Annotated in this window: 15 protein-coding genes and 1 tRNA gene; 9 read left to right on the top strand and 7 right to left on the bottom strand. The window is 66.4% G+C overall.

What is annotated here, in order from left to right; genetic code table 11:
• Nucleotides 1-389: 389 nt before the first annotated feature.
• Both SH602x_RS08580 and SH602x_RS08575 read right to left on the bottom strand, forming a co-directional pair.
• On the bottom strand, nucleotides 390-2,855 hold the full coding sequence (locus SH602x_RS08580; protein ID WP_479476392.1) for a glycoside hydrolase family 2 protein: 2,466 nt from the start codon (nucleotides 2,853-2,855) through the stop codon (nucleotides 390-392).
• Between the two features lie 208 nt (nucleotides 2,856-3,063).
• A complete protein-coding gene (locus tag SH602x_RS08575; RefSeq protein ID WP_479476391.1) occupies nucleotides 3,064-4,665 on the bottom strand; it encodes a sialate O-acetylesterase in 1,602 nt (533 codons plus the stop codon).
• Nucleotides 4,666-4,911: 246 nt separating this feature from the next.
• Here SH602x_RS08575 and SH602x_RS08570 point away from each other — a divergent pair, with 246 nt between their 5' ends.
• The 3 genes from SH602x_RS08570 to SH602x_RS08560 all read left to right on the top strand — a co-directional run bounded on the left by SH602x_RS08570 (nucleotide 4,912) and on the right by SH602x_RS08560 (nucleotide 7,885).
• Nucleotides 4,912-6,081 carry a vWA domain-containing protein gene (locus SH602x_RS08570; protein WP_479476390.1) on the top strand — a complete coding sequence of 390 codons (1,170 nt, stop codon included), beginning with the start codon at nucleotides 4,912-4,914 and terminating at the stop codon, nucleotides 6,079-6,081.
• Nucleotides 6,082-6,247: 166 nt separating this feature from the next.
• Entirely contained in the window at nucleotides 6,248-7,639 is a 1,392-nt protein-coding gene (locus SH602x_RS08565) for a 3-keto-disaccharide hydrolase (RefSeq protein WP_479476389.1), read from the top strand.
• Between the two features lie 164 nt (nucleotides 7,640-7,803).
• Nucleotides 7,804-7,885 (top strand) — tRNA-Ser (locus tag SH602x_RS08560).
• Between the two features lie 263 nt (nucleotides 7,886-8,148).
• Here the strand turns inward: SH602x_RS08560 and SH602x_RS08555 are convergent.
• On the bottom strand, nucleotides 8,149-12,291 hold the full coding sequence (locus SH602x_RS08555; protein ID WP_479476388.1) for a DUF2135 domain-containing protein: 4,143 nt from the start codon (nucleotides 12,289-12,291) through the stop codon (nucleotides 8,149-8,151).
• Between the two features lie 693 nt (nucleotides 12,292-12,984).
• Complete coding sequence (locus tag SH602x_RS08550; protein ID WP_479476387.1) at nucleotides 12,985-14,331, bottom strand: hypothetical protein; 1,347 nt, start codon at nucleotides 14,329-14,331, stop codon at nucleotides 12,985-12,987.
• Nucleotides 14,332-14,910: 579 nt separating this feature from the next.
• On the opposite strand from SH602x_RS08550, the gene SH602x_RS08545 reads away from it, so the two are divergent.
• The 4 genes from SH602x_RS08545 to SH602x_RS08530 all read left to right on the top strand — a co-directional run bounded on the left by SH602x_RS08545 (nucleotide 14,911) and on the right by SH602x_RS08530 (nucleotide 20,780).
• The gene (locus SH602x_RS08545) at nucleotides 14,911-15,672 is read left to right on the top strand and encodes a metallophosphoesterase family protein (protein ID WP_479476386.1); all 762 of its coding nucleotides are present in this window, start codon (nucleotides 14,911-14,913) and stop codon (nucleotides 15,670-15,672) included.
• Between the two features lie 87 nt (nucleotides 15,673-15,759).
• A complete protein-coding gene (locus SH602x_RS08540) occupies nucleotides 15,760-16,524 on the top strand; it encodes a metallophosphoesterase family protein (RefSeq protein ID WP_479476385.1) in 765 nt (254 codons plus the stop codon).
• 256 nt (nucleotides 16,525-16,780) lie between these two features.
• Nucleotides 16,781-19,258 (top strand): YidC/Oxa1 family insertase periplasmic-domain containing protein, encoded by a 2,478-nt coding sequence (locus SH602x_RS08535; protein ID WP_479476384.1) that lies wholly within the window; start codon nucleotides 16,781-16,783, stop codon nucleotides 19,256-19,258.
• Nucleotides 19,259-19,415: 157 nt separating this feature from the next.
• Nucleotides 19,416-20,780 (top strand): tRNA modification GTPase, encoded by a 1,365-nt coding sequence (locus tag SH602x_RS08530; RefSeq protein ID WP_479476383.1) that lies wholly within the window; start codon nucleotides 19,416-19,418, stop codon nucleotides 20,778-20,780.
• Between the two features lie 13 nt (nucleotides 20,781-20,793).
• Here SH602x_RS08530 and SH602x_RS08525 read toward each other — a convergent pair whose 3' ends face one another.
• On the bottom strand, nucleotides 20,794-21,834 hold the full coding sequence (locus tag SH602x_RS08525; protein ID WP_479476382.1) for a DUF4339 domain-containing protein: 1,041 nt from the start codon (nucleotides 21,832-21,834) through the stop codon (nucleotides 20,794-20,796).
• Nucleotides 21,835-22,060: 226 nt separating this feature from the next.
• Here SH602x_RS08525 and SH602x_RS08520 point away from each other — a divergent pair, with 226 nt between their 5' ends.
• Nucleotides 22,061-22,609 (top strand): ATP-dependent Clp protease proteolytic subunit, encoded by a 549-nt coding sequence (locus SH602x_RS08520; protein WP_479476381.1) that lies wholly within the window; start codon nucleotides 22,061-22,063, stop codon nucleotides 22,607-22,609.
• 41 nt (nucleotides 22,610-22,650) lie between these two features.
• On the opposite strand, the gene SH602x_RS08515 is transcribed toward SH602x_RS08520, so the two are convergent.
• Together SH602x_RS08515 and SH602x_RS08510 are read right to left on the bottom strand one after the other, a co-directional pair.
• Complete coding sequence (locus tag SH602x_RS08515) at nucleotides 22,651-23,634, bottom strand: hypothetical protein (RefSeq protein WP_479476380.1); 984 nt, start codon at nucleotides 23,632-23,634, stop codon at nucleotides 22,651-22,653.
• Between the two features lie 151 nt (nucleotides 23,635-23,785).
• Complete coding sequence (locus SH602x_RS08510; protein WP_479476379.1) at nucleotides 23,786-23,953, bottom strand: hypothetical protein; 168 nt, start codon at nucleotides 23,951-23,953, stop codon at nucleotides 23,786-23,788.
• Between the two features lie 107 nt (nucleotides 23,954-24,060).
• Here SH602x_RS08510 and SH602x_RS08505 point away from each other — a divergent pair, with 107 nt between their 5' ends.
• The gene (locus SH602x_RS08505) at nucleotides 24,061-25,179 is read left to right on the top strand and encodes an FAD:protein FMN transferase (RefSeq protein WP_479476378.1); all 1,119 of its coding nucleotides are present in this window, start codon (nucleotides 24,061-24,063) and stop codon (nucleotides 25,177-25,179) included.
• The last annotated feature ends 170 nt before the right edge of the window (nucleotides 25,180-25,349 follow it).

The raw sequence follows: 25,349 nt of genomic DNA, 5'->3' as shown, positions 1-25,349 counted from the left end.
AGGCGCGGCTTGCGAGCGAAGTCTACCTCGCAAGCCGTTCGATCATTCTGCCGAAGGAGACCGCTCAGAGCAATCGAAAGCCGGGTGCATGCACGATCTCTCGCCCCTGGGTGGCGCTGGTTGTCTTAGCCAGCGCGGACGCAGCTTGTCGGAGGCCCCTGGGACGCGGCCGATAGCGAATCGCCGCTCGCTCTCGAAAGGACGGAGCGGTCCGGTGTGCCATGGCTGGCTTGTCCAGCCGTGCCGAGGCGGGGACGCGTTCGTACACGTCCGGTACGCTTTCAACGACGCATGACCTCGCGCCGAATTCGTTCGACTGGATCGCCGGCGCCCGAGGCGCACGGCTGGACAAGCCAGCCATGGCACACGACGAACACCGCTTCGCTCGCTTACTCGCCGATCACCACGATCCCGGCGTCGATGAACTGGCCGCCGCGGGTCTGCTTGCACTCGATGGCCAGGATGTTCTTCCCCTGCTTCAGAACGTCCTTCGCCCTGACTTCGGTGGAGAACGTGCGGTAGCCGTCGGTGTAGTCGGCGACCGACAGGATCTGCTTGCCGTTCAGCCAGACGGTCGCGTCCTCGTCATGGAACATACGCACGGCGAGACGACCGGCGGGTACCTCCGACAACTCGAACTCCTGCCGGATGCGGACCTGCGGACCGTCCCAGGTCGTGCGGACGACGGCGTTCGGGGTCGCTTCGGTGCCGAAGCCTCCGGGGCCCTGTTTCCATTCGCCGCTCGCGGCCTGCGTCTGCCAGCCTTCCGGCGCGGCTTCGTCGAAGGAGTAGCTCCACGTGCGGGGCGTCTTCTCCGAGGTCGGCAGAACCTCGCTGATCTTCGGCGGAGCCTCGTACAGCGTCTGATGCAGTTCGCGGATGTTCTCGGGCAGCTTCACGACCGCGCGGTCGTAGGTAAGCAGGCCGTTGACCTCGATCTCCACGTCGGTCGTCTGGGTATAGACCGCGGCGGCGAGCCCGCGGGCGATCAGCGGTCGCAGGCCGCCGATCACGCGGCGATAGTTCTCTTCCAGTTCCTGCGGCGTCTTGTAGGTGCGGTAGCCCCAGTTGTTCTGTTCCACCCACAGATGTCCCGCGACGGGCAGACCGAGCCCGCCGAACTCGCCCAGCACGGTGGCTCGGCCCTCCGGTTCGTCGAACATGCCGGGACCGGGGTAGTTGTGCATGTCGATCATGTCGCCTTCGCCCCGGTCGGCCCAGCCGCTCGGTCCGTCGACGATCCGCGTCGGGTCGAGGCTCTTCGTCCAGGCGAGGATCTCGTTCGTCTTGAACTGCCCCCAGCCTTCGTTGAAGGGAACCCACACGACGATCGACGGATGACTGTCGAGCGCGTCGATGATTCGCTTCCATTCGCGGCGGAAGGCCAGTTCGCTCTGGGCGCTGCGCGTGATGTCGGGCTGTTCGGGATTGATCCGCTTGTCGCCGCTGGGCATGTCCTGCCAGACCAGCAGGCCCAGCCGGTCGCAGTGCCAGTACCACCGCGCGGGCTCGACCTTGACATGCTTGCGGGCCATGTTGAAGCCGAGCTTCTTGGTGATTTCGACGTCGAACGCCAGCGCCTCGTCGGTCGGCGCGGTGTAGAGCCCGTCCGGCCACCATCCCTGATCGAGCGGGCCGAACTGAAACAGCGGCTTGCCGTTCAGGAACATGCGGCGGTGCCCGTCTTCGGCCATGGCGAGCTTGATCTCGCGCAGTCCGAGGTAGCTCTTCACCGTATCGACAGGCTGCAACTTCGGAGCGGCGTTCGCTTCCTGACCGCGAGCGGGGATCACGCGAGCCTCGAATTCGTAGAGCCACGGCTCGTCGGGCGACCAGAGCTTCGGTTCGTCGAACGTCAGCACGATCGGCTGACCGGCGGCGGCGCTGGCCTTCAGGGCTCCTGGCTCGAACGTGGCGCTCTCTCGCTCGTGAAGCGTGGCGCCCGTCGCCTCGACCTCCACCGCCCAGCCCTCCGGCGAGTTTCCGGAAAGCTTCGGCGTGATCGTCGCGATCCACGACCCGTCGTCCGCCGGCTTCGTCACGACGTCGAGGCTGTCGATCGAAACGCTGGGCAGCGGCTCGATCCAGACCGTCTGCCAGATGCCTGAGACGGCGGTATACCAGATGCCGTGCGGATTCAGCGACTGCTTGCCGACCGGCTGATGACCGGCGTCGGACGGATCCCAGACTTCGACGCGGAGGCGACGCTTCTTCGACACCGGGGTTCCGTACGGGCTGGGTCCCGGTTCCACGTCGATGCCGAAGGCGTCGACGTGGATGTCGAAAAGAAACGGGTCGAAGCCGCCGCCATGCGTCCCGAGCAGTTCGTCATCGAGGTAGACGCTGCACTTCCAGTCGACCGCGCCGAAGTGCAGGCGCACGCGACGGCCAGAAAGCGGACGGCCAGTCGTCGGATCCGTGATCCCGGTGAAGGAAATCTCGAACTCTCGCTCGTAGATCAGCTTCTCGTCCGGCAGCAGCTTGCCGCCCACGCCGGAGAGCGCCGATTCAAGGGGGAAGGGAACGAGGATCTTGCCGGAGCGAACGGGCTCGGCTTGAGCGCCGTCGTTCGCCGTCGGCAGCTTCTCGATGCGGTAGTCCCACAGGCCGTTCAGGTTCAGCCACTCGTCGCGAACCAGTTGGGGTCGCGGGTACTCCGGCAGCGGGTTCTCCGGCGAGACCTCCGCCGCCCATTTCGTCATGGGCTTGCCCTCGACCGGCTTCCACTCGCCGGCCCTACCGGTCGCGGGCGGATCCGCCGGCGCGGCAGGCGGTCGCTGGGCGAACAGCGGAACGCCGAGCGTCAGGCTTGCGCCAAGCGTCAGCCGGAAAACGAGAGCAGCCGGACGAAGCATGGGAGAGGTTCCTTCGTCGAGAAGAAGTCTATTAGTTAACGACCTTAATTAAATAGGCCGTCGATTGCAACCAGCTACCCCTGCTGCTCTCGGGTGGCACTGGCTCTGCCAGTGTCGAACTGGAAGCGAGCCGTCCAAATTTTTCAACCTCTTGCCAAGGCAACACTGGCGGAGCCAGTGCCACCCGAAGGAGATTCTCTCTCGCCGCCTACGGCGTGAACTTGCCGGCAGTCTTCGCCGGAAGATCGTCGGTCCGGAAGGGCGACGCGGGGAGGCCGGCGCCGTTCGCCAGGTTCGGTTCCGCGACGTTGGTCCACCCGAAGCGGACGTACTTCGGCTGAGCGACCTCGGGCGACGAGACGACCACGTCGCTGCCGTCGATCTTCGCCTGGGCGGCGACGAACTTGCCGTCTTCGCCTGCGACTTGGAAGTGATCGAGGGGCTCGCCCGTGCGAGACGTCAGCCCCTCGGCGTGATCGAAGGAGACGCGGATGGCGGAGCCTTCGACCTTCGCTTCGCGATAGGCGGGGCCGGAGAAGGGAACGTCCTTGCCGTAGTCGTGCGCGAGGGCGAGCAGCGCCAGCCGCCGACCGACCTCGGCCTTGTTCGTGGGATGAATGTCCTTCAGGTCGCCGATGTCGGTGATGACCGCCTGGCCGACCTTCGGCAGCGCCTTGGTCGTGAGGGTCTGCGCCTCCCACAGTTCGGCCAGCAGTTCCGGATCCTGCCCGCCGTACAGGAAGGGGGCGAGCTGCACGAAGTAGAAGGGTTTCTCGTCCTTCCAGTCCGCTCGCCAGTTCGAGATCATCGCCGGGAAGAGCGTGCGGTACTGGACCGCGCGGCCGACGTTCGATTCGCCCTGGTACCACAGGAAGCCGCGCGCGGCGAACGGCACGAGCGGCGCGACCATCGCGTTGTAGAGCGAGGCCGGGCGATGCTGGTCGCGCGACGGATCGTAGGGGGGCTGGGGCTTTCTCGGTTCGGGCTGACCCGCGTTCTTCGCCTCTTCCGCCTTCACGGCCCAGTCTTGCAGTTGCTGATCGTAGCGGGCCTGTTCGGCAGCCGCGTCGAAACGATCGGTCCGGTCGTCCCACCACTTCAGCAGTTCGACGACGCCCGGGTCGGCGATCTCGTTCAGCGCGTTGCGGCTGGTCCAGGCCTCGACGCGGGTGCCGCCCCAACTGGTGTTGATCAGGCCGACGGGGACGCCGAGTTCCTTCCGCAGTTCCTTCGCGAACCAGTAGCCGGCCGCGGTCCAGTTTCCGACGGTCTCCGGCGAAGCGACGGTCCAGGCGCCGGAGACGTCCGTCTTCGGCTCGGTCGCCGTGGTCAGCGCCACCTTGAAGTGGCGGAGCATCGGATCGTTCGCCGCGGCGGCCTCTTCCGGTCCGCCCGCGCTGCGATTCACGGTCCATTCCATGTTGGACTGACCGGAGCAGATCCAGACTTCGCCCACGAGGACGTCCTGAATCTCGCGGACCTCTTCGCCGACGGTCACCTTCAGCACGTGCGGACCGCCCGCCGACTGAGCCGGGAGAGCGACTTCCCAGCGGGATTCGGTCTGGCCTTCCGTCGCGGCGCCGACCTGGCTTTCGACTTTCGCCCCTTTTCCGTCGGTGCTGGCAAGTTCGACGACGACCTTCGTCCCCGGCTTCGCCCAGCCCCAGACGGGGAGCGAAACGTCCCGCTGCAGGACCATGTGATCCGAGAAGAACGCGGGCAGCTTGACCTCCGCCCGCAGGCAGGTCGCCGGCGCCAGCGTCGCGGCGAGGAGCAGGAGGAAGCGAGAAGTCCAACGGGCGGTCGTCATGAGGCGAATCTCCAGAAGAGGCGAGTCAAGGCAGGCGGGAAAATAGGGACGGCACCGATTCTAATGTCTGGAGCGCCCCAAGCCAGCGAGAACGGAAAGTCGCGATCCGCAGAATCGGTCGTAACGCCCTTACGGCTCCCGCTAAGCGGTTTCGCTTGACATGCCGATCCCGAAGGAAAGAATCGAGGTACCGGAATCCGTCGCCAGCGGCTGATTTCGCAGGGGCCCTGCCGAACGGAACGTATCGTGGAAATCGTCTGCCCGACCTGTCAGCGCCTGTTCCACCAGTCCCGGGAGTTCGCCGCGGAGGGGGTGCAGTGCCCTCATTGCGGCGCGCCGGTGGTGCTGACGGACGAGGAACTCGACGACCGCCGGCTCCACTGGCGGACGCTCTTCGACAACACGATTTCGGGAATGGGCTCGCTCGTCTTCCATCTGACGGTCGTGCTGATGATCGGGCTCCTCTCGTTCGGCGGCGACGGTCTGCCGGGCGAAGGCGACGACGTGCTGATCGGATCGCTGCCCGGGTCGGGTCTGTCCGACTCCGCCGGCGGGATGGAGTTCACCGCCGAAGGGGCGCTGGAGAGCACGGCGGAAGATTCGGCCGAGATGGAACTGGAAATCGCGCCCGTCGAGGCGGTCTCCGCCGACACGGCCTTCGAGGTGAGCCCCACGACCGCGACGCTCAGCGCGGGGGGGAGCGGCGGCGGAACCGGCTTCAGCGCCGGCATGGGCGGCTCCGCGACCGGCGGCGGCGGCGGCGGCGGCGGGAGCGGCGGCTGGGAAGGGCTGGTCCAGCAGCTTCGTCGCGACGGCCTCGACATCGTCATCGTCTTCGACAGCACCTCCAGCATGGGGGGCGAAATCGACGAGGTGAAGAGCCAGGTCGAACGGATCGGCGAAGCTCTCATGAAGCTCATCCCCAAGACGCGGATCAGCATCTGCACCTATCGCGACGATTCGCTTCACGACGGCTACGACGTCAAGGGGCTCCCCCTGACGAGCGACGTTGACGAGATCAAACGGTATCTGGCCGGCATCGACGCCAACGGCGGCGGCGACATCCCCGAAGCCGTGGAAAAGGGTCTGCAGTGGGCGGTCGAGAACAACGACTTCCGGCAGGGCTCGCGGAAGGTGATCCTGCTCTTCGGCGACGCGCCGCCCCACCGCGAGAACGTCGACACGGCGGTGAGCGTCGCCTCGGCGTTTCACGTGCGGCAGAAGGGGATCGTCAGCACGGTCACCTGCCGCAGGGAGAGCCCGCTCGACGAGTTCGCCAGCATCGCCCAGGCGGGCGGCGGCGAAGCCTTCCTCACCTCCGACGAGCGCCAGATCATGACGCAGCTCGTGATCCTCGTCTTCGGCAGCCGCCACCGCGACAAGGTCCTCGAGTCGTTCGAACTGCTGGGGCGGTAACAGGATCCCATCTCACAGGCGAGCGGAGGGCGTGAGCCCTCCGTGTCTCGTACGAAGGCGATCGTTCGTGCGAAGCGAGCAAGCCCCGCTTCTCGGCGGCGAGGCTCGCGAACGGTATGCTGAGGCTCGCGGTCTCTCGTCTCCGCCCGCCTTCCGAACGCCTCGCATGTTCGCTTCCATGCTCTCCGATCTGCGATCTCTTCGCGGCTCGGTTCTGACGCTCGTCTTCGCCGTCGCGATCGCCGGCTGCAGCCAGACCCCGCCCCTGAAGCCGGGTGCCGGAACCGCTCCTGCAGCGACGCCTTCGCCCGAGTCTGCTCAGTCGACGGCGACATCGACGCTGACGGCGGAAGACGCCGGAGCGAAGGAGGCCGGCGCCCCTTCCGCGGAAGCGGCGAACGCCAGGGAAACGGGGCCGAAGAGGTTTCCCGCCGGACCGCTGACCGATCCGATCACCTTGCCGGAAGACCTGCTGCAGGAAGGCTGGATCTCGCTCTTCGACGGAGAGACGTTGTTCGGCTGGGAGACGATCGCCGACTGCGACTGGCGAGTCGACCAGGGCGCGATCGTGGTCAGCGACGGGCCTGCCGGTCTGCTCTGCACGACCGTTCCGTTCGCCGACTACGAACTGGAACTCGAATGGAAAGCGCCGGCGGAAACGAACGCGGGCGTCTTTCTGCACGTGCGGGACTTCCGCTCGAATCCGGCGACCGAAGCGTACGAAATCAACATCGCGCCGGCCGACAATCCCTTCCCGACCGGATCGATCGTGCAGCGAGTGAAGGCGGAGGGTCCCGTCGACGCGCCGGCGGATCAGTGGAACGCCTATCGAATTTCGGTCGAAGGGGGCCGCGTCGCGGTCTACCTCAACGGGAATCTCGCCAGCGAATACGAAGCGCCCGAGCCTCTGCCGCCCGGCAGCGTCGCGCTGCAGCACAATTCGGGCGAGGTCGCCTACCGCAACATTCGCCTGAAGCCGCTCGGACTGACGCCGATGCTCCCTGTTGCTGGACAGGGAGGCGAACTGGACGAGAGCTGGCAGACGTTCGACGGCCCCGCGAAGTTCGAACTGACCGAGGCGGGCGAGTTGCACGTCGAGGGGGGCAAGGGGCGGATCGAAAGCCGGGAAGCGTACGGCGACTTCGTCTTGCAGGCGGAGGCCCGCACCAACGCCCCGGCGCTCAACTCCGGCATCTTCTTTCGCTGCATCCCCGGCGAGGAGATGAACGGCTACGAGAGCCAGATTCACAACGCCGTGAAGGAAGGCGACCGCTCGCGGCCCGTCGATTGCGGCACGGGCGGCATCTTCCGCCGCGTCGATGCCCGGTGGGTGCCGGCCGATGACGAGGCGTGGCTCTACAAGACCATCGTCGCGGAGGGTCCCCGGATCGCGGTCTGGGTCGACGGATTGCAGGTCACCGACTGGACGGACGAACGTCCCGCCGACGCGAACCCGCGAAAGGGCATGCGCACCGAGCGAGGTACGATCCAGCTTCAGGCCCACGACCCGACGACGAACCTCGACTTCCGGAATTTACGGGCGCGGTCATTCGATTGAGCTTCGGCCCAGGTTCCTGTGGTCCGAGGCGTTCCGCGATCCGGGCGGGATTCCGGGGGCGGCCTACGTCGTCCGGCGACCCAAGCGCAGGCTATCGCTGCGCTTGCGCTCGCAGTCGCATTGACGGTCCGAACCGGCTGGATATGATGGTGTCTCGTTGTTCCGGAGGGTAAGCGAATGGTTAGCGGCTTCATTGGAAATGAAGTGCCGAGTAATCGGTTGCGGGTTCGAGTCCCGTGCCCTCCGCTCCGCCGCAGGCGATGAGAGTCGAGCCAGGTAAGTCCTGAGTAGAACGAGGTCTTGACTCGCGGCTTTACCTGGTTCCGTCTCGACGCTGAATCGAACGTTAACGCCGTAGGGCCTCGCCGGCCGAGCGGCGTTTTTTCATGCGCCGATGCCTGACCGCTCGAACGGGCGTCGGCGCCGTTCCTGCGCGAGCGCAAAGAAAAACTCCCGCGGGGCCGGACGGACCCGCGGGAGTCGAAGATTCGCACGCTCAGCTTCGACCGTTAGTTGGCCGCCGCGTTGGCGTTCGCCGCTGCGTTCGCATTGGCCGCCGCGTTTCCGTTGGCGTTACCGCCGTTCTGGACGGAGCCGCCGCCGGTGACGAAGTTGAACGTCGACACCTGACCGAGGCTCTGGATCGTCGGGATCGACGTGATTCGGACGTAGCGACGATCGGCCGACACGACCGCCATGGCGGTCATGTTGATACCCGAGGGGATCTGCGTGATGACGGGACGGTAACCGGCCGCGCGACGGCTTCCGATTCCGTAATCCGGCGTTCCCGCGGCAGCGGCGTCCGAGGTGGCGACCGCCGAGTAGTACTCAGCGCTGGTCCGGCTTTGTTCCGCCTGGGCCAGATGCTGCAGCAGGATGGCGCGACCGATTTCCTGATGCTTGGTCGCGTGCGCGATCAGCGTTTCGTCGGCCATTTCCTGCTGACGACGACCTTCTTCGAGCCGGAACTGCACGATCGCGTCGCCCTTGACCAGGGAGATCTGCTGGCGCTCGTGCTGTTCCTGCGGCGTGCGGTAGTACTTGTAGACGTCGACCGTCACCTTGCCCGCGGTCACGTCGCCCCAGATTTTCTTGATGTAGACGCGGTACATTCCGGGGAACGCCTCGGAGCAGGCGTACTCCTCGGAATAGCCGTCGACCGGCTGCTGACCCGCGACGGCGTATGCGTCCTTGAGCAGGGCGCCGCCGGCCCGCGTCCGCGGCTGATGCAGCGAGCAGATCGTTCCGGTCGGTTCCTGAACCAAGACGTCGACGTCGGCGTCGCCGGTCCAACTGACCCGGATGAAGCAGTCGCGAACGAGCGCCCCATTCAGCGAAGCGGCGAAAGCTCGCGCGCCGCTGACGTCGCCCGACTTCTGCAGCCGCATGACGGCAGCGAGACCAGTCCGAAGTGCGCGATCCTGCCATTGCTTGGAAGAGCTGGCGCTCGACTGACGGAGCAGGCCGGAGCAGGCCCACTGCAGGGCCTCGTCATTCTTGGACTCGTCCGCGATGGCGAGGCCGACCTGGTAGGCTTCGGGCCGTTCCGGGACGAGGTAGGAGGCTTCCTGCAGCGTCTTCAGCGCCCGGGCTTCGAGCCCGACCTTCGCCATGTACGAAGAGGCGAAGACCGCGTCGTCGTACGAACGGGTGAAGTCGATCGCCGACATGAGGACGCGTTCGAGGTCCGCGGCGGGAGAGCCGTTCGCCTGCATGGCGAGGGCCATCGCCTCGTACATCCAGGGCTGCGGCTGTCCGCGGCGGATCGCCGATTCCAGCATGCCGACCAGCTCGTCGTACTTCTTGGTCTTCATCAGGTGCCGGGCCGTCTGACGAACGTCAGCCGGATCGGGTCGCTGCGACAGGAACAGGTTGTCCCACGCCTGGGCCGCGTCGCCGCCGTCGATGCGGACGGTCAACACCTGCGGAGCCCGCTTGGGAGCGGTCGCGACCGGGGCCGCGGCGGGAGCCTTCGAGGAAGGAGCGCCAGCGGGAGCGTTCTTCGCGGGAGCCGCGGGGAGAGGCTTCGTCTCGGCGTCGCCGCCCAGCCGGAGAGCGTCATCCTGGACCTGCATGAAGCCGCCGAAGCCGCCGCCGCCCATGCCGCCGCCGCCGAAGCCGCCGCCCATGCCGCCGCCGCCCATGCCGCCCATGCCGCCGCCCATGCCGCCGCCGCCCATGCCGCCGCCGTTCATGTTGGCGCCGCCGAACTGTCCGCCGCCCATGCCGCTCATGCCCTGCAGCATCATGGGGCTGGTCGGCATCACGAGGTCGCCGACCGGGTAGACCCGGGAGACGACTTCGAGTTCCGCCGCATCGCGGGACGTGATGACGAGCACTTCGTCGCGGATCAGGTAAGCCAGATCGAGATCGCGGAGCATCAGCCGCAGCGCCGACCTGAGCGAGATCCCCTGAAGCTGAACGGTGACCTCGGCGTCGCTGGTGATCGCCGCCTCTTCGAGACCCGCCTCGTCCAGTTCGATCTGGATGCCGTGCTGCGCTTCGATCGCGTCCATGACCGTTTCGAGCGGCTGATCGAGGAAGTCGAGGTTCGTATCCTGATCGAGCGCGGCGATGATATCCGCTTCGGCGGAACCCGGCGACGCCAGGTCGACCGACTTGTATTGCTTACGGGCCAGCGTGAGCTGCTCCCACTGTTCCGCCGGCGGATAGACGATCGGCGGTTCGTCCGGGAAGGGAATGTGCGACAGCTCGACCTGGTACATCGCGTCCAGGAAGTTCCGCTGCTTGGCCCGACGCAGGCGATCGTTCCGGTCGATGTTGCCGGCGAGTTGCGACCACCACATGGCCGATTCCGCCGCCGGCAGATCCGGGAACTGTTCCCGCAGGGGGATGGCGATGGCGTTTTCCGCCTCCGCGAACTGACGCTCTTCCATCAGGGCGTTGAAGCGCTCGAAGAGCTGCTGCACGCGTTCCTGCTGACGCTGCGACGCGGCGAGCAGACGGAGTCGTTCGTCGCCCGCGGCGAGAGCCTCTTCGGCCCGCATCCGCGAGTCGTCCACGACGACGACGCGAGCCTGCGCGTCGATGATCGCCGACGTGATCTGATCGATCAGTTGGGCCCGCACGCTGGGATCGACGTCGACCGCGCGTTCCACGTCGGTCAGCGCCAGCTTCAGGTCGTCGACCGCCAGTTGCGGATCGCTGCCCATCAGGTCGCGGGCGAGCCGCAGGCGGTTCGCGATGTCGGCGGAAGCTCGTTCGGAAATCGCCAGACGGTCCTCGGCGACGCTCGAAAGCAGACCGCCGGGAGCGGACGAAACCGCGCGAGGAGCCGCAGGAACGCGGACGCTCGGCGCCACTCCGGCAGCGGGAACGCCGGGAGCCGCCGGTGCGGCGCCCGGTCCGGGAAGGGTCGGAAGGTTGCCGGTCGTACCGGGCGCGCCTTCGACGCCGCCGCCGGCGCCGGGGACAGCCTTCGGCGCGGGGGCGACTTCCGCCTCCGCGTTCGAGTCAGGCGTCGAGCCGAACGGATCGGCGTTATCGGGGGCGGGGCCGCCGAACGGATCAGGCTGCAGCAGGGGATAGACCACCGCGTCGGCCGGCTTCGTCTGCTGGACTTCGCCCTGAACGGCGGACGCTTCGAGGTTTTCCGGATCGGTTTCGAGCGCCGCCTGGGCCAGACGACCCGCGGCCTCTTCGTCGCCCGAGGCGAGCGCCTGACGGCTGAGCTTCGCGAGCGTCGTCGCTTCCTTGTTCATCACCCACGCCATTTCCCCGAGGCCGACGGATCCGACGGTCGGAAGGCTCATGCCCCCGTCGGCGGAAGCCATCTCGATCGCACGGGGAAGGAACGCAAAGTCAGGGTGATCCTGCGGCGTGACGGTCCAGTTCAGCTCCTTTTCGCCGGCGGCGGAAGCGACGGTCATCGACAGCTCGAACGGACCTTCGCCCGCGAACGTGCCCAGGACGATCGAATCGCGATCCGACCGCAGGGGCGGGACGCGCGACGGATAGACGCTGGCGAACTGCTCGTTCAGGTTGTGACTGGTCGGCCAGTAGACGGTCCCGACCAGCGACTTGGCCAGACCCAGGCCTCCCTGCATCGGAGCGTCGGCCTGTTCGCTGTCCAGATAGATCAGACCGCCGGTGTGATTGGCCAGGGCCGCGAGAAAGTGGACGTCGCGATTCGGGCCGATGGCGTACGAGGTGACGGCGATCCGCTCCTGAACCATCCGGTCCACGGTCGCCGAGAACTCTTCCGGCTGCAGGACGTCGGCGTACGAAAGTCCGTCGCCGATGTAGATGATCGCCTTCTGGGGAGCCTGCGACTGCGACAGGGCGTCGGCAGCCAGCTCCAGGCCGAGCCGCACGTCGGTCGCGCCCAGCGGAACGGTCTGATCCAGACGACGCAGACCCGCTTCAGCCGCCTGGTCGGGCGTGACGAAGCCGTCGGTCATCGAAACCGGCTGAAGGTCGAGCGCGAAGATTTCGACCTTCGCGCCGGGCTCCATCGCAGAGAGCATCGCCCTGAGCGCGGCGAGCGAGTCGTTGCGGAAGATCCCGGCCTGACTGGCCGAGGTGTCGAACAGGACGGCGACGTCCGTCCGGACGGCCTCGCCGGCCGCTTCGCCGGCGACCATCGACAGCGCGAAATGCTGCTGTCCGTCGGCGCCGCGAAAGGACCGCATCTGCGTCCCGGGCGCAGGTGCCGGAACTCCCGAAGAGGTCGGCTCAGCGGCCCGAAGGTCGTTCGTCGACAGCGTGAATCCCGGAGAAGAGATCGCCAGCGTGCAGGCAGTCGCCAGCGAGAGCCAACGGCGTCGGGAGTACATCAAGCCGCTCCAAAGCACGGAAAAGATTGCGAGTCTCCCGTCGCCGAGCATCTCGGCAGCGGGACATCGTCGAGCGATCGAATCGGCACGCCGGCAGCGAGCGAATCCGCCAAAGGCGGCATGATCCGCCCTTCCGGCTCCCCTCGCGTACCCGAAAACCCCGTCCGGGGTCTCCAATGCCGCGTATTTACGATACTTGCGGACAGAACCAAGTCTATCCGAAGGGTCGCGAGCGTGCCAAGAAAAATTCCCCGACGCCGCTTGTTTACCCCAGCTTAACACCGCGCGACCATCCTCACGCGCGGCAGCGGCACCGATCAAAAGCAGTTACTGTGCCGCCGGGCCTTCGGAAGACGCGATTCTTTCTCATCGCTCGCAAACCCCTCCGGATGCAAGGGGAATCACGCGAAAAAGCCGGCCGAATCGTGTCGGCCGGCTTTCGGGAGGATTTCGGAACGCGTCGCTGCGCGAATTTTCCGGGTCTCGCGGGGCGATCGCGGGTGTAGCGTTTCGCGGCGCTGCTGCTATTCGCAACATCTGTTCGCGGCGTTACCGCAGCGTGCTTTGGCCGTTCTTCCCGGCGACCTGGCGAAGGGTCGCACGCTCGTCGGCGCTCAGCACCAGGTCGCGGATCGCCCGGCGGGCCGTCTCGCCGAAAGCGAAGAAGGGCTGCGTCGCGACGTTCAGCGTCGAGAGTTCCGTCGCTTCCTGGACCCGGCTCGTCGCGATGCGGGCGACCGCCTCGTCCGACAGGTTCAGGTTCTTGCCGTAGGAGGCGAGGATTTCGAGCGGATAGCTCGCTTCTTCGCGAACGGTCGCGACGTATTGACCCGGCGCGGCGAAGTCCTCGTCCCGGACCAGCGTGGCCTTGACCGTCGGCGTGCAGGTCGAGGGCGAGCCGTTCAGCACGATCGACGCGATGGAGTCGGCCTGGTCAGCGGGGGCGACGTAAATCTCGCCGGACAGGACGACGTTGTCCCAGTAGTTGGCGAACTGATCTTCCAGCCTCTGCACCGCGGCCCAGGCTTCAGCCGCTTCGGCACAGTCGCCGTAGTTCTGTTCCCAGATCGCGTACTCTTCGAACGCGCTCAGTCGTTCGGCCTGGGCGTAGCTCTTTTCGGCGGCGCTCGTCTCCGCGTCGCTCTTCTCGGCCTTGGTCGCCTCGACTTCGGCGACGGCGACCTTCTCTTCCTGCGAGGCGAAGGCGGGATCGTCGGCCCCGCACCAGTCGTACTCGTAGGCTTCCCAGTCGTACTTCGCCTGCGGCGCGGGCTTCAGTTCCAGCCGCTCGATCGACTGCGAGGCTGCGATCGCCTCGATCGACTGCGACGCCTCGGAGGCGAGGGCCTCGCTCACCGGTTCGTCCGCCGCGGGGGCGACATCGTCGTATCCGAGGGCGTCCAGGCGCCAGTCGAGATAGTCCTGCTCCGCGGGGCAGAGCAGCGTGGCGTCATCGGTCGGATCGGCGACGATCTCATCGTTCGACGCGACGGACGGAGCGTCCTTCTCCGCGAAGTAGAGCTTGTAGACCTGTTCGACCAGGTACCGGGCGTAGCTCTCGCCCGTCGACTTGTCGATCAGGCAGTTCGCCTTCTCCAGCGGCAGGGGCGAGGGGACGATCTCGCGCCGGGGAGGATTCGCCTTGTTCGCTTCTTCCGCCGCGTCTTCGGCGGCGTCGAGCGCCGCGAGGAAGGCGTCCGCCTCCTTCGATTCCGGCCCGAGCAAGTACCAGTCGGATCCGAAGGCGTAGGTATTGTCGAAGTCCTCCGCGAAGTACGGACAGACGCAGTAGGCGGGCTCCGACGCGTGCAGCGGGGCGACGCCCCCTGCCGCGAACAGACCGCCGACGCCCCAGAGCATCGTTCCGACGAAGGCGGTTAACCAGTTTCGTTTCATTCCGTATATCCTCCGATGCGCCGCGTTCGGCTGGGAAAGTGGGAACGCATCAAGCTCCAGGCGGGGGTCCGGTGGGTGCGGCTTTGCGCTTCGGCTTCGGCGCCTGACGACCCGGTCGTGGCTTCGTCCACGAGGTCGATCGCCGGCGAAACCGGCGGTCACTGGACGATTCGACCGAACCGCGAGACCTCCGATTCGGGAAGTCTCCGGGCGCCAGCGCATCGCCGGCTTCGAGCTTGATGACGGAGGCCGCTCGCGAACCTGCATGCTTGCGGCCTAGCGGGAGATATCGGAAAGGGCCGACTTGGGGCATTAGGCGAGAGAAAAGGCAAGCGGGATCTGCGAAGACTTTTCACGCGAAGGAGTTCGATCGAAGCAGTCGGTTCAGATAGTCCGCTCGTAACGGCGTCGCGAACCGTTCGGGTCGAAACGAAAGCGCATGCGGCGTTCGGAAACAGGCGCCGGAGCGCTCCGCCGGGCCGCGCTGCGGCCATTGAGCGGCGCCGATAGGCCGAATAAGATGCAGCGTTCGCCGACGTACGCCACCCGATCCGCCGACCCTGCCGCGAGTTCCGCTTCGTGAGACGCGCCCTAATCAGCGATATCCACGGCAACCTCGAGGCGCTTCAGGCGGTGCTCGAGGACGCCGATCGCGAAGGGGTGGACGAGATCTACTGCCTCGGGGACATCGTCGGCTACGGTCCCAACCCGGTCGAATGCCTCGACCTGGTGATGGATCGCTGCAAGGTGACGATCCTGGGCAACCACGATCAGGCCGCCCTCTTCGATCCCGACGGGTTCAACGACATGGCGCTGAACGCCATCTTCTGGACCCGGGAACAACTCGACATGGCCGTCGGTGGACGCCACTCGGTCGACAAGCGCTGGGACTACCTGGGCGAACGGCCCAAGTCCGTGACGGAGCGGGACATGCTCTTCGTGCATGGCTCCGCCCGCGATCCGCTGAGCGAGTACGTCTTTCCGCAGGACGTCATGGATCCGCGAAAGATGGAAGCGCTGTTCAGCCGGATCGAACACATCTGTTTCCAAGGACATACCCACTTGCCGGGCGTGTTCTGCGACGACGACGGGCGATACTGTTTCGAGTACGGCAACGAAATCGACGGCGACTTCGTCTTCGACGACCGGAAGTTCATGGTCAACGTGGGAAGCGTCGGTCAGCCGCGCGACGGCGACCCCCGCGCCTGCTACGTGATCCTCGAAAACCGTTCGCTCACGTATCGACGCGTGAAGTACGACGTCGAACGGACCGCGCGAAAGATTTACGCCACCCCGGAACTGGACGACAACCTCGGCAGCAGGCTCTTCGGCGGGAGATGACTTCCGCCCCTGTGCGCTGACCGCACGAGATCGCACACCGGACGGCTCACCCTCGCGGGGCGTCGTCGCAGGCGGGAAGTTCTCTCCGTGAAACGGGCCATTCTGAGCGACATTCACGGGAACCTCGAAGCCCTCGAGGCGGCGCTCGCCGATGCGCGGTCGCAAGGCGTCGAGGAGTACTACTGCCTGGGCGACATCGTCGGCTACGGACCGAACCCCCGCGAGTGCGTCGACCTGGTCCGCCCCTTCGCACGCACGATCCTGGGGAATCACGACAGCGCGGCCCTGTTCGATCCCGAGGGCTTCAGCGCCGGCGCCGAGAAGGCGATCTACTGGACGAGGGCCCAGGTCGAACTTCCCCAGGACGACAGTCCCCAGGAACGCGAGTCGTGCCTCGCGCGGATGCGGTTCCTGTGCAAGCTCCCCCGAACGCTCCGCGAAGAGAACGTGCTCTACGTCCACGGCTCGGCACGGAATCCGCTGAACGAGTACGTCTTCCCGGAAGACGTTCACTGCAAACCGAAATACGTCAAAATCTTTCAGGCCATCCAGCGACTCTGCTTCCAGGGACATACCCATGTCCCCGGCGTGTTCACGTTGCGGGGACAGTTCACCCGTTCATCGGAATTGCAGGGGCCCTATCGCTTTCACGGCGACGGCAAGTGGATGGTGAACGTCGGCAGCGTCGGTCAGCCGCGCGACGGCGACCCCCGCGCCTGTTACGTCATCTTCGACGGAGAGTCGGTCGTCTATCGCCGGGTCGAGTACGACCGGGAGAAGACGATCGCGAAGATCCATGCCATTCCCGAAATCGATCGCGCCCAGGGAGACCGGCTTCGCGAAGGACACTGAGGGATCGACCTTCGAGGGCTGCAGGTGTGCGTACGATGCGCACGTCGCGCCAGCAGCGTGGGTAGGTTGGAAGAGGCTGGAGAGCATGCTGGACGAGCGAGATCGAACGCTCGAATGACGACGGAACCGGCCTAGAACGTCGCTTCCTGGAGACCGAACACCGCATGCCCACCCTGCTTCGCGATGTGGGCATGGCACACGGCGCCAGTGGAACAGAGCGACCCCCGCGCAACTTTTGCCGCAGAGAATCGGATTCGTGGAAAAGCGTTTCATCATCTTCATCGTCTCCGCGATCGCCGTCATCGGCGTCTATGCGCTGATCGACGTCTACCTGCTCCCCAAGCCGCCGCGGAAGAACCTCCCGCCGGCGAACCAGGAGGTCGCCAGGCGAGACGCTGAAGTCGCGGACGGCGACGAGCCGGATAATCCGGAACAGCCCGGCGCCGAGAACGCTGCGCCCGCCGATGACGAGGCGACGCCCAACGCTTCCAGCGAGGGCGCTTCCGGCGAAGACGCAGCGAGCGAAGGCGAATCGGGCGAAGAGGCCGATCCGGCCGCCGTCGGCGACGAAGCTCTGCTTTCCCCCACGACTCCGCGGGAATTCCTGACCATGGGGTCGGTCGATCCCAAGAGCGGGTATCCGTTTCTGGTCACGCTCGATAATCGGGGCGCAGCCGTCTATCGGGTCGAACTCTCGAATCCCAAGTACCGCGAGCTGGAAGAGACGCTCGCCTACCTGGGCCATCTCGACGTGATCAACGACGCCGTCGAAGGCGTCCGCGTCCGGACCGTCGGCGCCGGAACGCCCGCCGCGCTCGCAGGCGTGCAGGTCGACGACGTCATCGTGGCCTGGAACGATCAGGCGATCGATCGGGTCGACGACTGGCAGAAGGCGCTCCGCGCGGCCAAGCCGGGGGACGTCGTGACGCTGACCGTCAATCGCACGACTGCGGGGAAGCCCGGCGTCGCCAAGGTCAAGGCGACGCTCACGCGGGCGCCGATGCAGGTCGTCCGCGTCGAGAAGAACGAACAGACCTCGCTCAACGATCCTCCGTCCTTCCTGCTGCATCTCGCCAACGGCAAGGATATCGAAGGCCGTCGCGCGGTCGTTCGCGCCGCGGAGTCGATGCGGAATCGAAACTGGGAGGTCGTTCCTCAAGAGGGCTCGGGCCCGGCGACTTCGATCTCGTTCCGGCTGGCGCTGAACGCGGCCGAGCGAAAGGCCCTCGGGATCGATCAGCCGATCGCGGTCGTCAAAACGTACGAGCTTCGCCCGACGAAGCCGACCGATGACGGGGCGACCAAGTCGACCGCCTACGACGTGAAGATGACGATTCGCGTCGAGACCGAAGGGGACGCCGCGGCGAATCTGGCGTTCGTGCTGCAGGGGCCGACCGGCGCTCCGTCGGAAGGCTGGTGGTACCTGACCAAGATCCACCCGTCCCACATGTTCACGGCGCTCGGCGCCCGGGACCTGGCGTACGACACGGTCGCCACCGGTCACATTTTTCTCGGCGCTCCCGAGATCTTCGGCAACCTGTCCGATCCGGCGGACGCCGCGGGAAACGTGGTCTTCACCGGCGTCACTTCGCCGACCGAACCGCTGGGGCAACTGAATTACGCGGCCATCGATTCGCAGTACTTTCTCGCCGGGATCGTTCCCCCCGCGCCGGCGCTGCCGTCGGGCGTTACCGAACCGACGCCCTTCTACCAACTCAAGGCTCAGGCGGCGGGCGGAACCGTCAACGTCGTTGCCGACCGGAAGAAGCTGCTGAACACGAGCTTCCTGCTCACGTCGCAGCCGTTCGCCGTTTCCGCCGCCGAACCGTTCGAGCGCTCCTATCGCCTGTTCTTCGGACCGAAGGATACGGAGATCCTGACCGCGTACGGTCTGGAGGCCTCCATCTCCTACGGATGGTTCGGCCTGGTCTCGCGACCGCTGCTGTGGCTGCTCCACTTCTTCGAGTCGTTCCTGCGGAACTACGCGCTCGCGATCATGCTGCTCACGATCTGCGTGCGGGCGCTGATGTTCCCGCTCGGTCGCAAGGCGGCGATGAACGCGCGGAAGATGCAGGAGCTGGGCCCCGAGATGAAGGCCCTGCGCGAAAAGTACAAGGACGACTACGAGAAGCTCGGCAAGGCCCAGCGAGAACTCTTCAAGCGACACAACTACAACCCGTTCAGCGGCTGCTGGATGATCTTCATCCAGATCCCCATCTTCCTGGGCCTCTATCGCGGGCTGTCGACCGATATCGAGCTTCGCGGCGCTTCGTTCATCCCGGGGCTTTCGTGGGCGTCGAACCTCGCGGCGCCGGACAAGCTCGCGTACTGGGGCACGTGGCCCGAGTGGGCGTTCGGCTACACGGGCTGGCTGGGGCCCTACTTCAATCTGCTGCCCCTCGTGACGGTCGCGCTGTTCCTCGTGCAGCAGAAGCTGCTCATGCCCCCCGCGACGGACGAGCAGACGCGGATGCAGCAGAAGCTGATGAGCTACATGACTCTGTTCATCGGCGTGATGTTCTTCAAGGTCCCCTCGGGGCTCTGCATCTACTTCATCACGTCGTCGCTGTGGGGCATCACCGAGCGGAAGCTGCTGCCCAAGTCGAAGCCCGTCGCTCCCGCAGAGGGTGACGCCGGAGTCGTCGCGCCGGCCAAACCGACGCCCGCCAAGCCGAGTTCCAGCAAGTCCTCCGGCAAGTACGGGACGACGCGCCGGTCCAAGACGCGCCGGTAGTCAGGCTTCTACGAGCGGTCGCTGTTACGTGTGCCATGCCCACATCTCCGCAGGAAGCGTGGGCATGCTAAGGGCCGGTCGAACCTAACATGCCCACGCGGCGATCGCGACGTGGGCATGGCACACGGCAACGCCCGGCTCCACCCCTGCATCGACCATGTTCGGAGACGTCGACGACACGATCGCGGCGATCGCCTCGCCTCCGGGCGGGGCGCTACGGGGAATCATTCGCGTCAGCGGGCCCGGCACGCTCGCGGCCCTCGACCTCGCCTGCACGGCGGATGACGGCGAGCCCTTCGGTCAGCTCGCTCGCGCAAGCGCCAGGCCAGGAACCATCCGTCTGGGCGCCGACTGGGGGCTCGCGAAGGCGCGGATCTTCGTCTGGCCCGACCGCCGCAGCTACACGGGTCAGCCTTCCGCGGAGCTGCACCTCTACGGGATTCCCGCGCTGCTCGATCAGGCGGTCGCGACGCTCCGCGAGGCCGGCGCGCGGCTGGCTCAGCCAGGCGAGTTCACGTTCCGCGCGTTTCTCGCCGGGCGGATCGATCTGATCCAGGCCGAGGCGACGCTGGGGCTGATCGATTCCCGCGGCAAGGCGGAGTTCGACGCCGCGCTCTCTCAACTCGCAGGCGGGATCGCTCTGCCGATTCGCGAGATGCGAGAGAACCTGCTCGAACTGCTCGCGCACCTGGAGGCGGGGCTCGACTTCGTCGACGAAGATATCGAGTTCATCGACCGAACGTCGCTGCTTGCCGGCCTTCGCGACGCGCGGGAACGCCTGCAGGCGCTCGCTTCGCAGATTCGCCTTCGCAGCGCGGCTGGACGCACCCCGCGGATCGTTCTGGTCGGAACGCCCAACGTCGGAAAGAGCAGCCTGCTCAACGCGCTGGCCGGGCAGGACGCCGCGATCGTGTCGAGTCAGGCGGGCACGACCCGCGACTGGGTCATCGCCGCCGGCGTCGCCGACGGGATCGCCGTCGAGTTCGTCGATACGGCGGGACAGTCCGAGACGCCGCTCGACGATATCGACCGGCAGTCCCAGGTCGCGTCGCGCGAACAGGCGAGCCGGGCCGACGTGCGGCTGCTCTGCTTCGACGCGTCGCGGGCTCCGACGCCCGCCGAACGGGCTGTCTGGGCCCAGCGGCGAGACGACGATCTGGTCGTCTGGACGAAGTGCGACTCCCCGGCGGGAGCGTCGCTTCCCTTCGCAGGATTCGAGACGAGCGCCCGCGACGGCACAGGGGTCGATGCGCTCCGGCGGGCAGCCGTCGCCCTGGCGCTCGGTCCTGCTGCGAGCGACGCGGGAATGGTCGCCGCCACAGCCCTGCGCGGCGCCGAAAGCCTCAGCCGCGCGATCGAGGCGCTGCGACGCGCCGAGGAATTAGCGTCGTCCGGTCACGACGAGACGCTGGTCGCGAGCGAACTTCGCGGAGCGCTGTGGGAACTCCGCTCGATCGCCGGCGTCGTCTACACCGACGATTTGCTCGACCGGATCTTCTCCCGCTTCTGCATCGGGAAGTAGCGAGTAAAACGCTCTAAATCGCCCCTGCCAGCATCGCCACGAGGACGCCGAAGAGCGCCAGGCAGACGAGGCCGAGACCGACGACCGCGAGAATCGCCAGGGGATGAATGCCCCGGCGGCGGGTTCGCGCGATCCGGGGCGTGGGAGCGGCTTCCGTCGCGGCAGGAGCGCTCGGCTCCCCAGGTTTAGAAGGCGCGGAGACGCTCGAACGGGAAGGAGCCGCGATTGCAGCCGCCGGGGAACCGTTCGCGGCGGACGGAACGCCTCCGGTCGTCGGCGAGACAGGCGCGGCGACGGCACCGGTTCGCTGCAGGCTGGGGATCGAGGCCGAGGCCTTCTGCCAGTCGGCCCAGCCTTCCCGCCAGACCCAGAAGTCGGCCTGAACGCGACCTTCCGCGATCCACTTCCGCATGATGTCGCCCGCGGCGGGACCGTACTGTCCCCCCTGCGGCGTCCTCACGTACCAGACGGCCTGCGGATTCTCCGCGATCGGGTCGACCTCGTTCGCGGCCGGGTCGACCTTATTCACGGCCGGGTCGGCGGAGGGCGCAGCTTCCGCTGCGGCTGCCGCAGCGTCGACCGCCGACGACGAGGTTCGCTTCACCGGTGCGGGCGAGGCGTCGCCTTTCAGCGGGATCTCGATTCCGCCATCGTCAAGACTCGCAGCGGTCCTATCCTCCTGATGCGTCGCGGAAGCGCCGTTTCCTGCGGCGCCGTTGCCCGGCGTACCGTTCGTCCGGGCGTAGGGCGAGGCGAGACTCGGTTCGCAGGGAGCGCCCGCGCTGGAAGCGGCCGCGACGCCTCCTTCAGCGGGACCGGCCAGCGTGGCCGTCATCGGATGGCCCTCGTACCCGGCGTCGCCCGCCGCGTATCCGGCGCCGACCTTCTCCCGCGTCGCGGCGCGGGGATTCTTCAGCATGCCGAGCTCTTCCGCCTTATCCAGCGACGGAATCGCGACGGTCATCCCGCAGTGAGGGCAGATCCCCTGCTTGCCGGCCAGATGCGACTTGAGATTCAGCCGGTGCCCGTTGGGGCAGAAGACGCGGATGCCCATGCGGATCGTCCGACGGTAGGTACGGGTTCGTTGCGACGGGGAGAAGTCAGGCGGTCCGAGGGAACGCCGGCACGGCACGAGCGGGTTCGCCCGAAGCCGTTAGCAGACGGCGGCTTTCGTCGACGACCGCTTTATTATACAAAACCCCGGTTTTCCTTGAATGATTTCGACCGGAGCGACGCCCTCTCTTCGGACTGACGCGGGGATTATGTCTAAAAGCGCGAAAATGCAGGACATTCACGAAATCGCGGTCGTGGGCGATCTGACCGAACATGGCGGATCGATCAGCGAGCAGATTCTGGACGTGCCGTTCGGCGGTTCGTGCATTCTTTACTTCGACTGCCCCGGCGGCTCCCCCCACGCGGGGGTGTCGATCATGAGCCTGATCACGTTCCGCCGGCTGAACGCCACGGCGATCGTGACGGGAGAATGCTCCTCGGCGGCTCTCTGGCCGTTCGCGGCGTGCAGCGAACGGTACGTCACCCCCTTCAGCGTCCTCCTGTTTCACCCCAGCCGGTGGGAGAGCGAGGAGAATATCCGCCCCGCGGAAGCCGCCGAGTGGGCGCGACACTTCGCCACCTTCGAGCAGGCGACCGACGTGCTCCTCGCGGAGTATCTCGGGATGGACGAAGACCTGATCTCCCGGTGGATGAATCCGGGGAAGTACGTCACCGGCGTCGAAGCGGCGGAGGCGGGGATCGCCAAGCTCTGGCCGCTCAAGCCCGACGCCGGGCATCCCACGATGATGAAATCGCCCGGCAAGTCGCGCGGCTAAGACCGCTCGCGAGCAGGCTCGCTGCCCTTTGCAGCGACCTGCTAATTGTTGCGATACAGGTCGTGGCAGTTCGAGCAGGAGGTGTTGATCATGCTCGCGCCCTTGCTCGCCTGGTCGTAATTGTCGAGTTTGATCGCGTCGAGAATCATCGTCGAACCGGTCAGCAGTTCGTCGCAGTACTCGACGTAGCTCTCGTCCGTCCCGTCGGGCATGGTTTCCTGCTTCAGGATCTGGGCGAGGGCGGCGAAGATGGCCGCCTCGTGCATCAGGTCTTCCTTGTTCGCCTTGAAGGCGGCTTCGCTGGCGACGGCGGCGTTGAGCTTTTCCTGCTGACCGATATCGATCCGCTGCATCAACGGCGCCCGGTCGACGGTCGCGCCCCAGTCGGTCTTCGGTTCCGGATTTCCGGAGACCGAGATCGTCGCTCCGCCGACCAGGTCGGTCAGGTCCTGCTTGCGGATCTTCGCCTCGTTGTAGGACTGCGGCGTGCCGACCTTGGCGTTCGCGGCGCTTCGCGCGAACAGGTCTCGCAGGTAGGCCGCTTCCTTCTTCCACCGCACGTCGCCGTCGTACTCCGTGATGATGCCGAACATCGACGCGGCCATCGAGAAGTGGCGGCGACCCTCCTGGTAGCCCCCGCCGTTCCACTTGGTGGGAATGGTGACTTCCTGGTCGACCTTGAGCTTGATCGCCTTCAGTTCGTCCTCGATCACCGAGGCGGGCAGAAAGCTCTTCCAGTCGCCGGAGTAGCCCCCCGGCGATTCGGCGCCGGCGATCGCTCCCCCGGCAGGTCCGCCCGCGGCGATCATCGGCCCGGCGCTCAGGTTCGCGGGCCGTTCGCCTTCCAGCCCCTCGGCGAAGACGTCGTCGAAGAAGATGCGAGACACCTCGCGATCGTTGAAGATCGGCTTCGCGGCGCGCGCAGCGGGTCGCGGACCACGCTGGGCCTGGGCTGTCGAAACGCCGCAAATCGCGAACGCGACCAGCGTCGCGGCGGCCAGAAATGGTGACGAGGGGCGATTCATGACGGTCAGACACAGGGCGAAGAGAAGCATCCGCGGCCGCGCGTCCATTCGTCCGGAGGCGTGATCGCTCTAGAATGCAACTGTATCGCAGTCGAGGCCCGAATCCAACTTATCAGCCGTACGTTCCAGATAGTCTCTCGCTGAGACGGCGTCAGTCGCTGTCGGGTAGTCTGACTCCGAGCGATTCAAGCGCGAGTACCGCCACGCCGGCCAGCGGGAGCAAGGCAAGGGAAACGGCGAATCCGAACAAGAGAAGCTTGATCAGTTGAACGAACGGGCTGCTCGGTCGGCGCTGAATTGGATTGTCGCGTTCGTCCATCGTCACTTCGCCTTTCGTCGAGCAGTCCGTACTTTACGCTGCGGTCGCGAAAGTCACCGCTCTCTAAAGCGACCGATTCTTCGGGCGCTGCGTGGAAGTCCTTCCGTATGTCCTCCCGCCGGTCCGATCGTCGCGACTTTCTCGCCGGGCTGAACGTGCGCGGGGCGATGAAGGGGATCGGCCGGACGATGGCCGAGGAACTGGCTCCCCCCACGGCGACCCGCGCCCAGGGCGAAGGGATTTACCTGGAGGTCGCCCGGCGGGCGATGGCGTGCGAGTTCACGCTCCTGCTGCGGATGGAGCACCTGCTCGATCCGGTAAAGCGGGACAAGGCGGCGGACCGGGCGATGGAGGCGTTCGACCGGATCGACCACCTGGAGAACCTGCTCTCCATCTATCGCCTGCACAGCGACGTCACTCGCATTAACCGGACCGCGGCCCGTGCGCCGGCTCGCGTCGAAGGGGAGACGGCGGAGGTTCTTGCGCGGGGACTGGCTCTCGCCGAACAGACCGGCGGGGCGTTCGATTTCACGGCCGGGCCCCTCATCCGGGCGTGGGGTTTCCACGATCGCCGGGGCCGCGTGCCCGAGCCCGACGCGCTGGAAGAAGCCCGAAGCAGGGTCGGATATCGCCACGTTCGGTTCGATCGCGAGGCGGGAACGATCGCCTACGACATCGAAGGGCTCGAGATCAATCTGGGCGCGATCGGCAAAGGCTACGCGCTCGATCGCGCGGCAGACGTTCTGCAGCGACAGGGCTCGAACGACTTCCTCTTCCAGGGCGGGAGCAGCAGCGTCGTCGCGCGCGGCAGCGAAAAGGAGAAGTCGACCGGCTGGACGATCGGCATCGTGCATCCGCTACGTCCCGACACGCGTCTGGGCGTGCTGACGCTGGTCGATCAGGCGCTCGGCACCTCCGGGGCGGCGTTTCAGTCCTTCTATCACCAGGGCGAACGCTACGGACATATCCTCGATCCGCGGAGCGGCTATCCCGCGAAGGGGATCTACGGCACGACCGTCACGGCGCCGGACGGCGCCACCGCCGACGCCGTCGCGACGGCGCTCTACGTGATGGGCATCGACGAGTCGGCGGCCTACTGTGCCGCGCATCCGGAGGTCGGCGCCATCCTCACGGTCCCGGGAAAACGGGCGGGCGAAGTGATCGTCCACGCCTTCAACCTGCCGCCTGAGCGATGGAAGTTGGAAGCCGCGACGGCGACGGAGTGACGATTATTCCGGCGCCTCGTTTCTAAGCGTGTGCGCGGCGAAGTTGAGGGCGCCCCAGGGGACCGGCGGGCGAAACGGGGGGGCGCGCGAGCCCGATTTCGCCGTCGACAGCGCTCGGCTTCAGAATTTCTTCACGAATTCAGCGGCAGAGATCGGTCGCTCCGCGGGGG

This window comes from Lignipirellula cremea, assembly GCF_056501455.1.
Note: the sequence above shows the minus strand (reverse complement) of the source record. Positions and strands in the feature narration are given on the sequence as shown.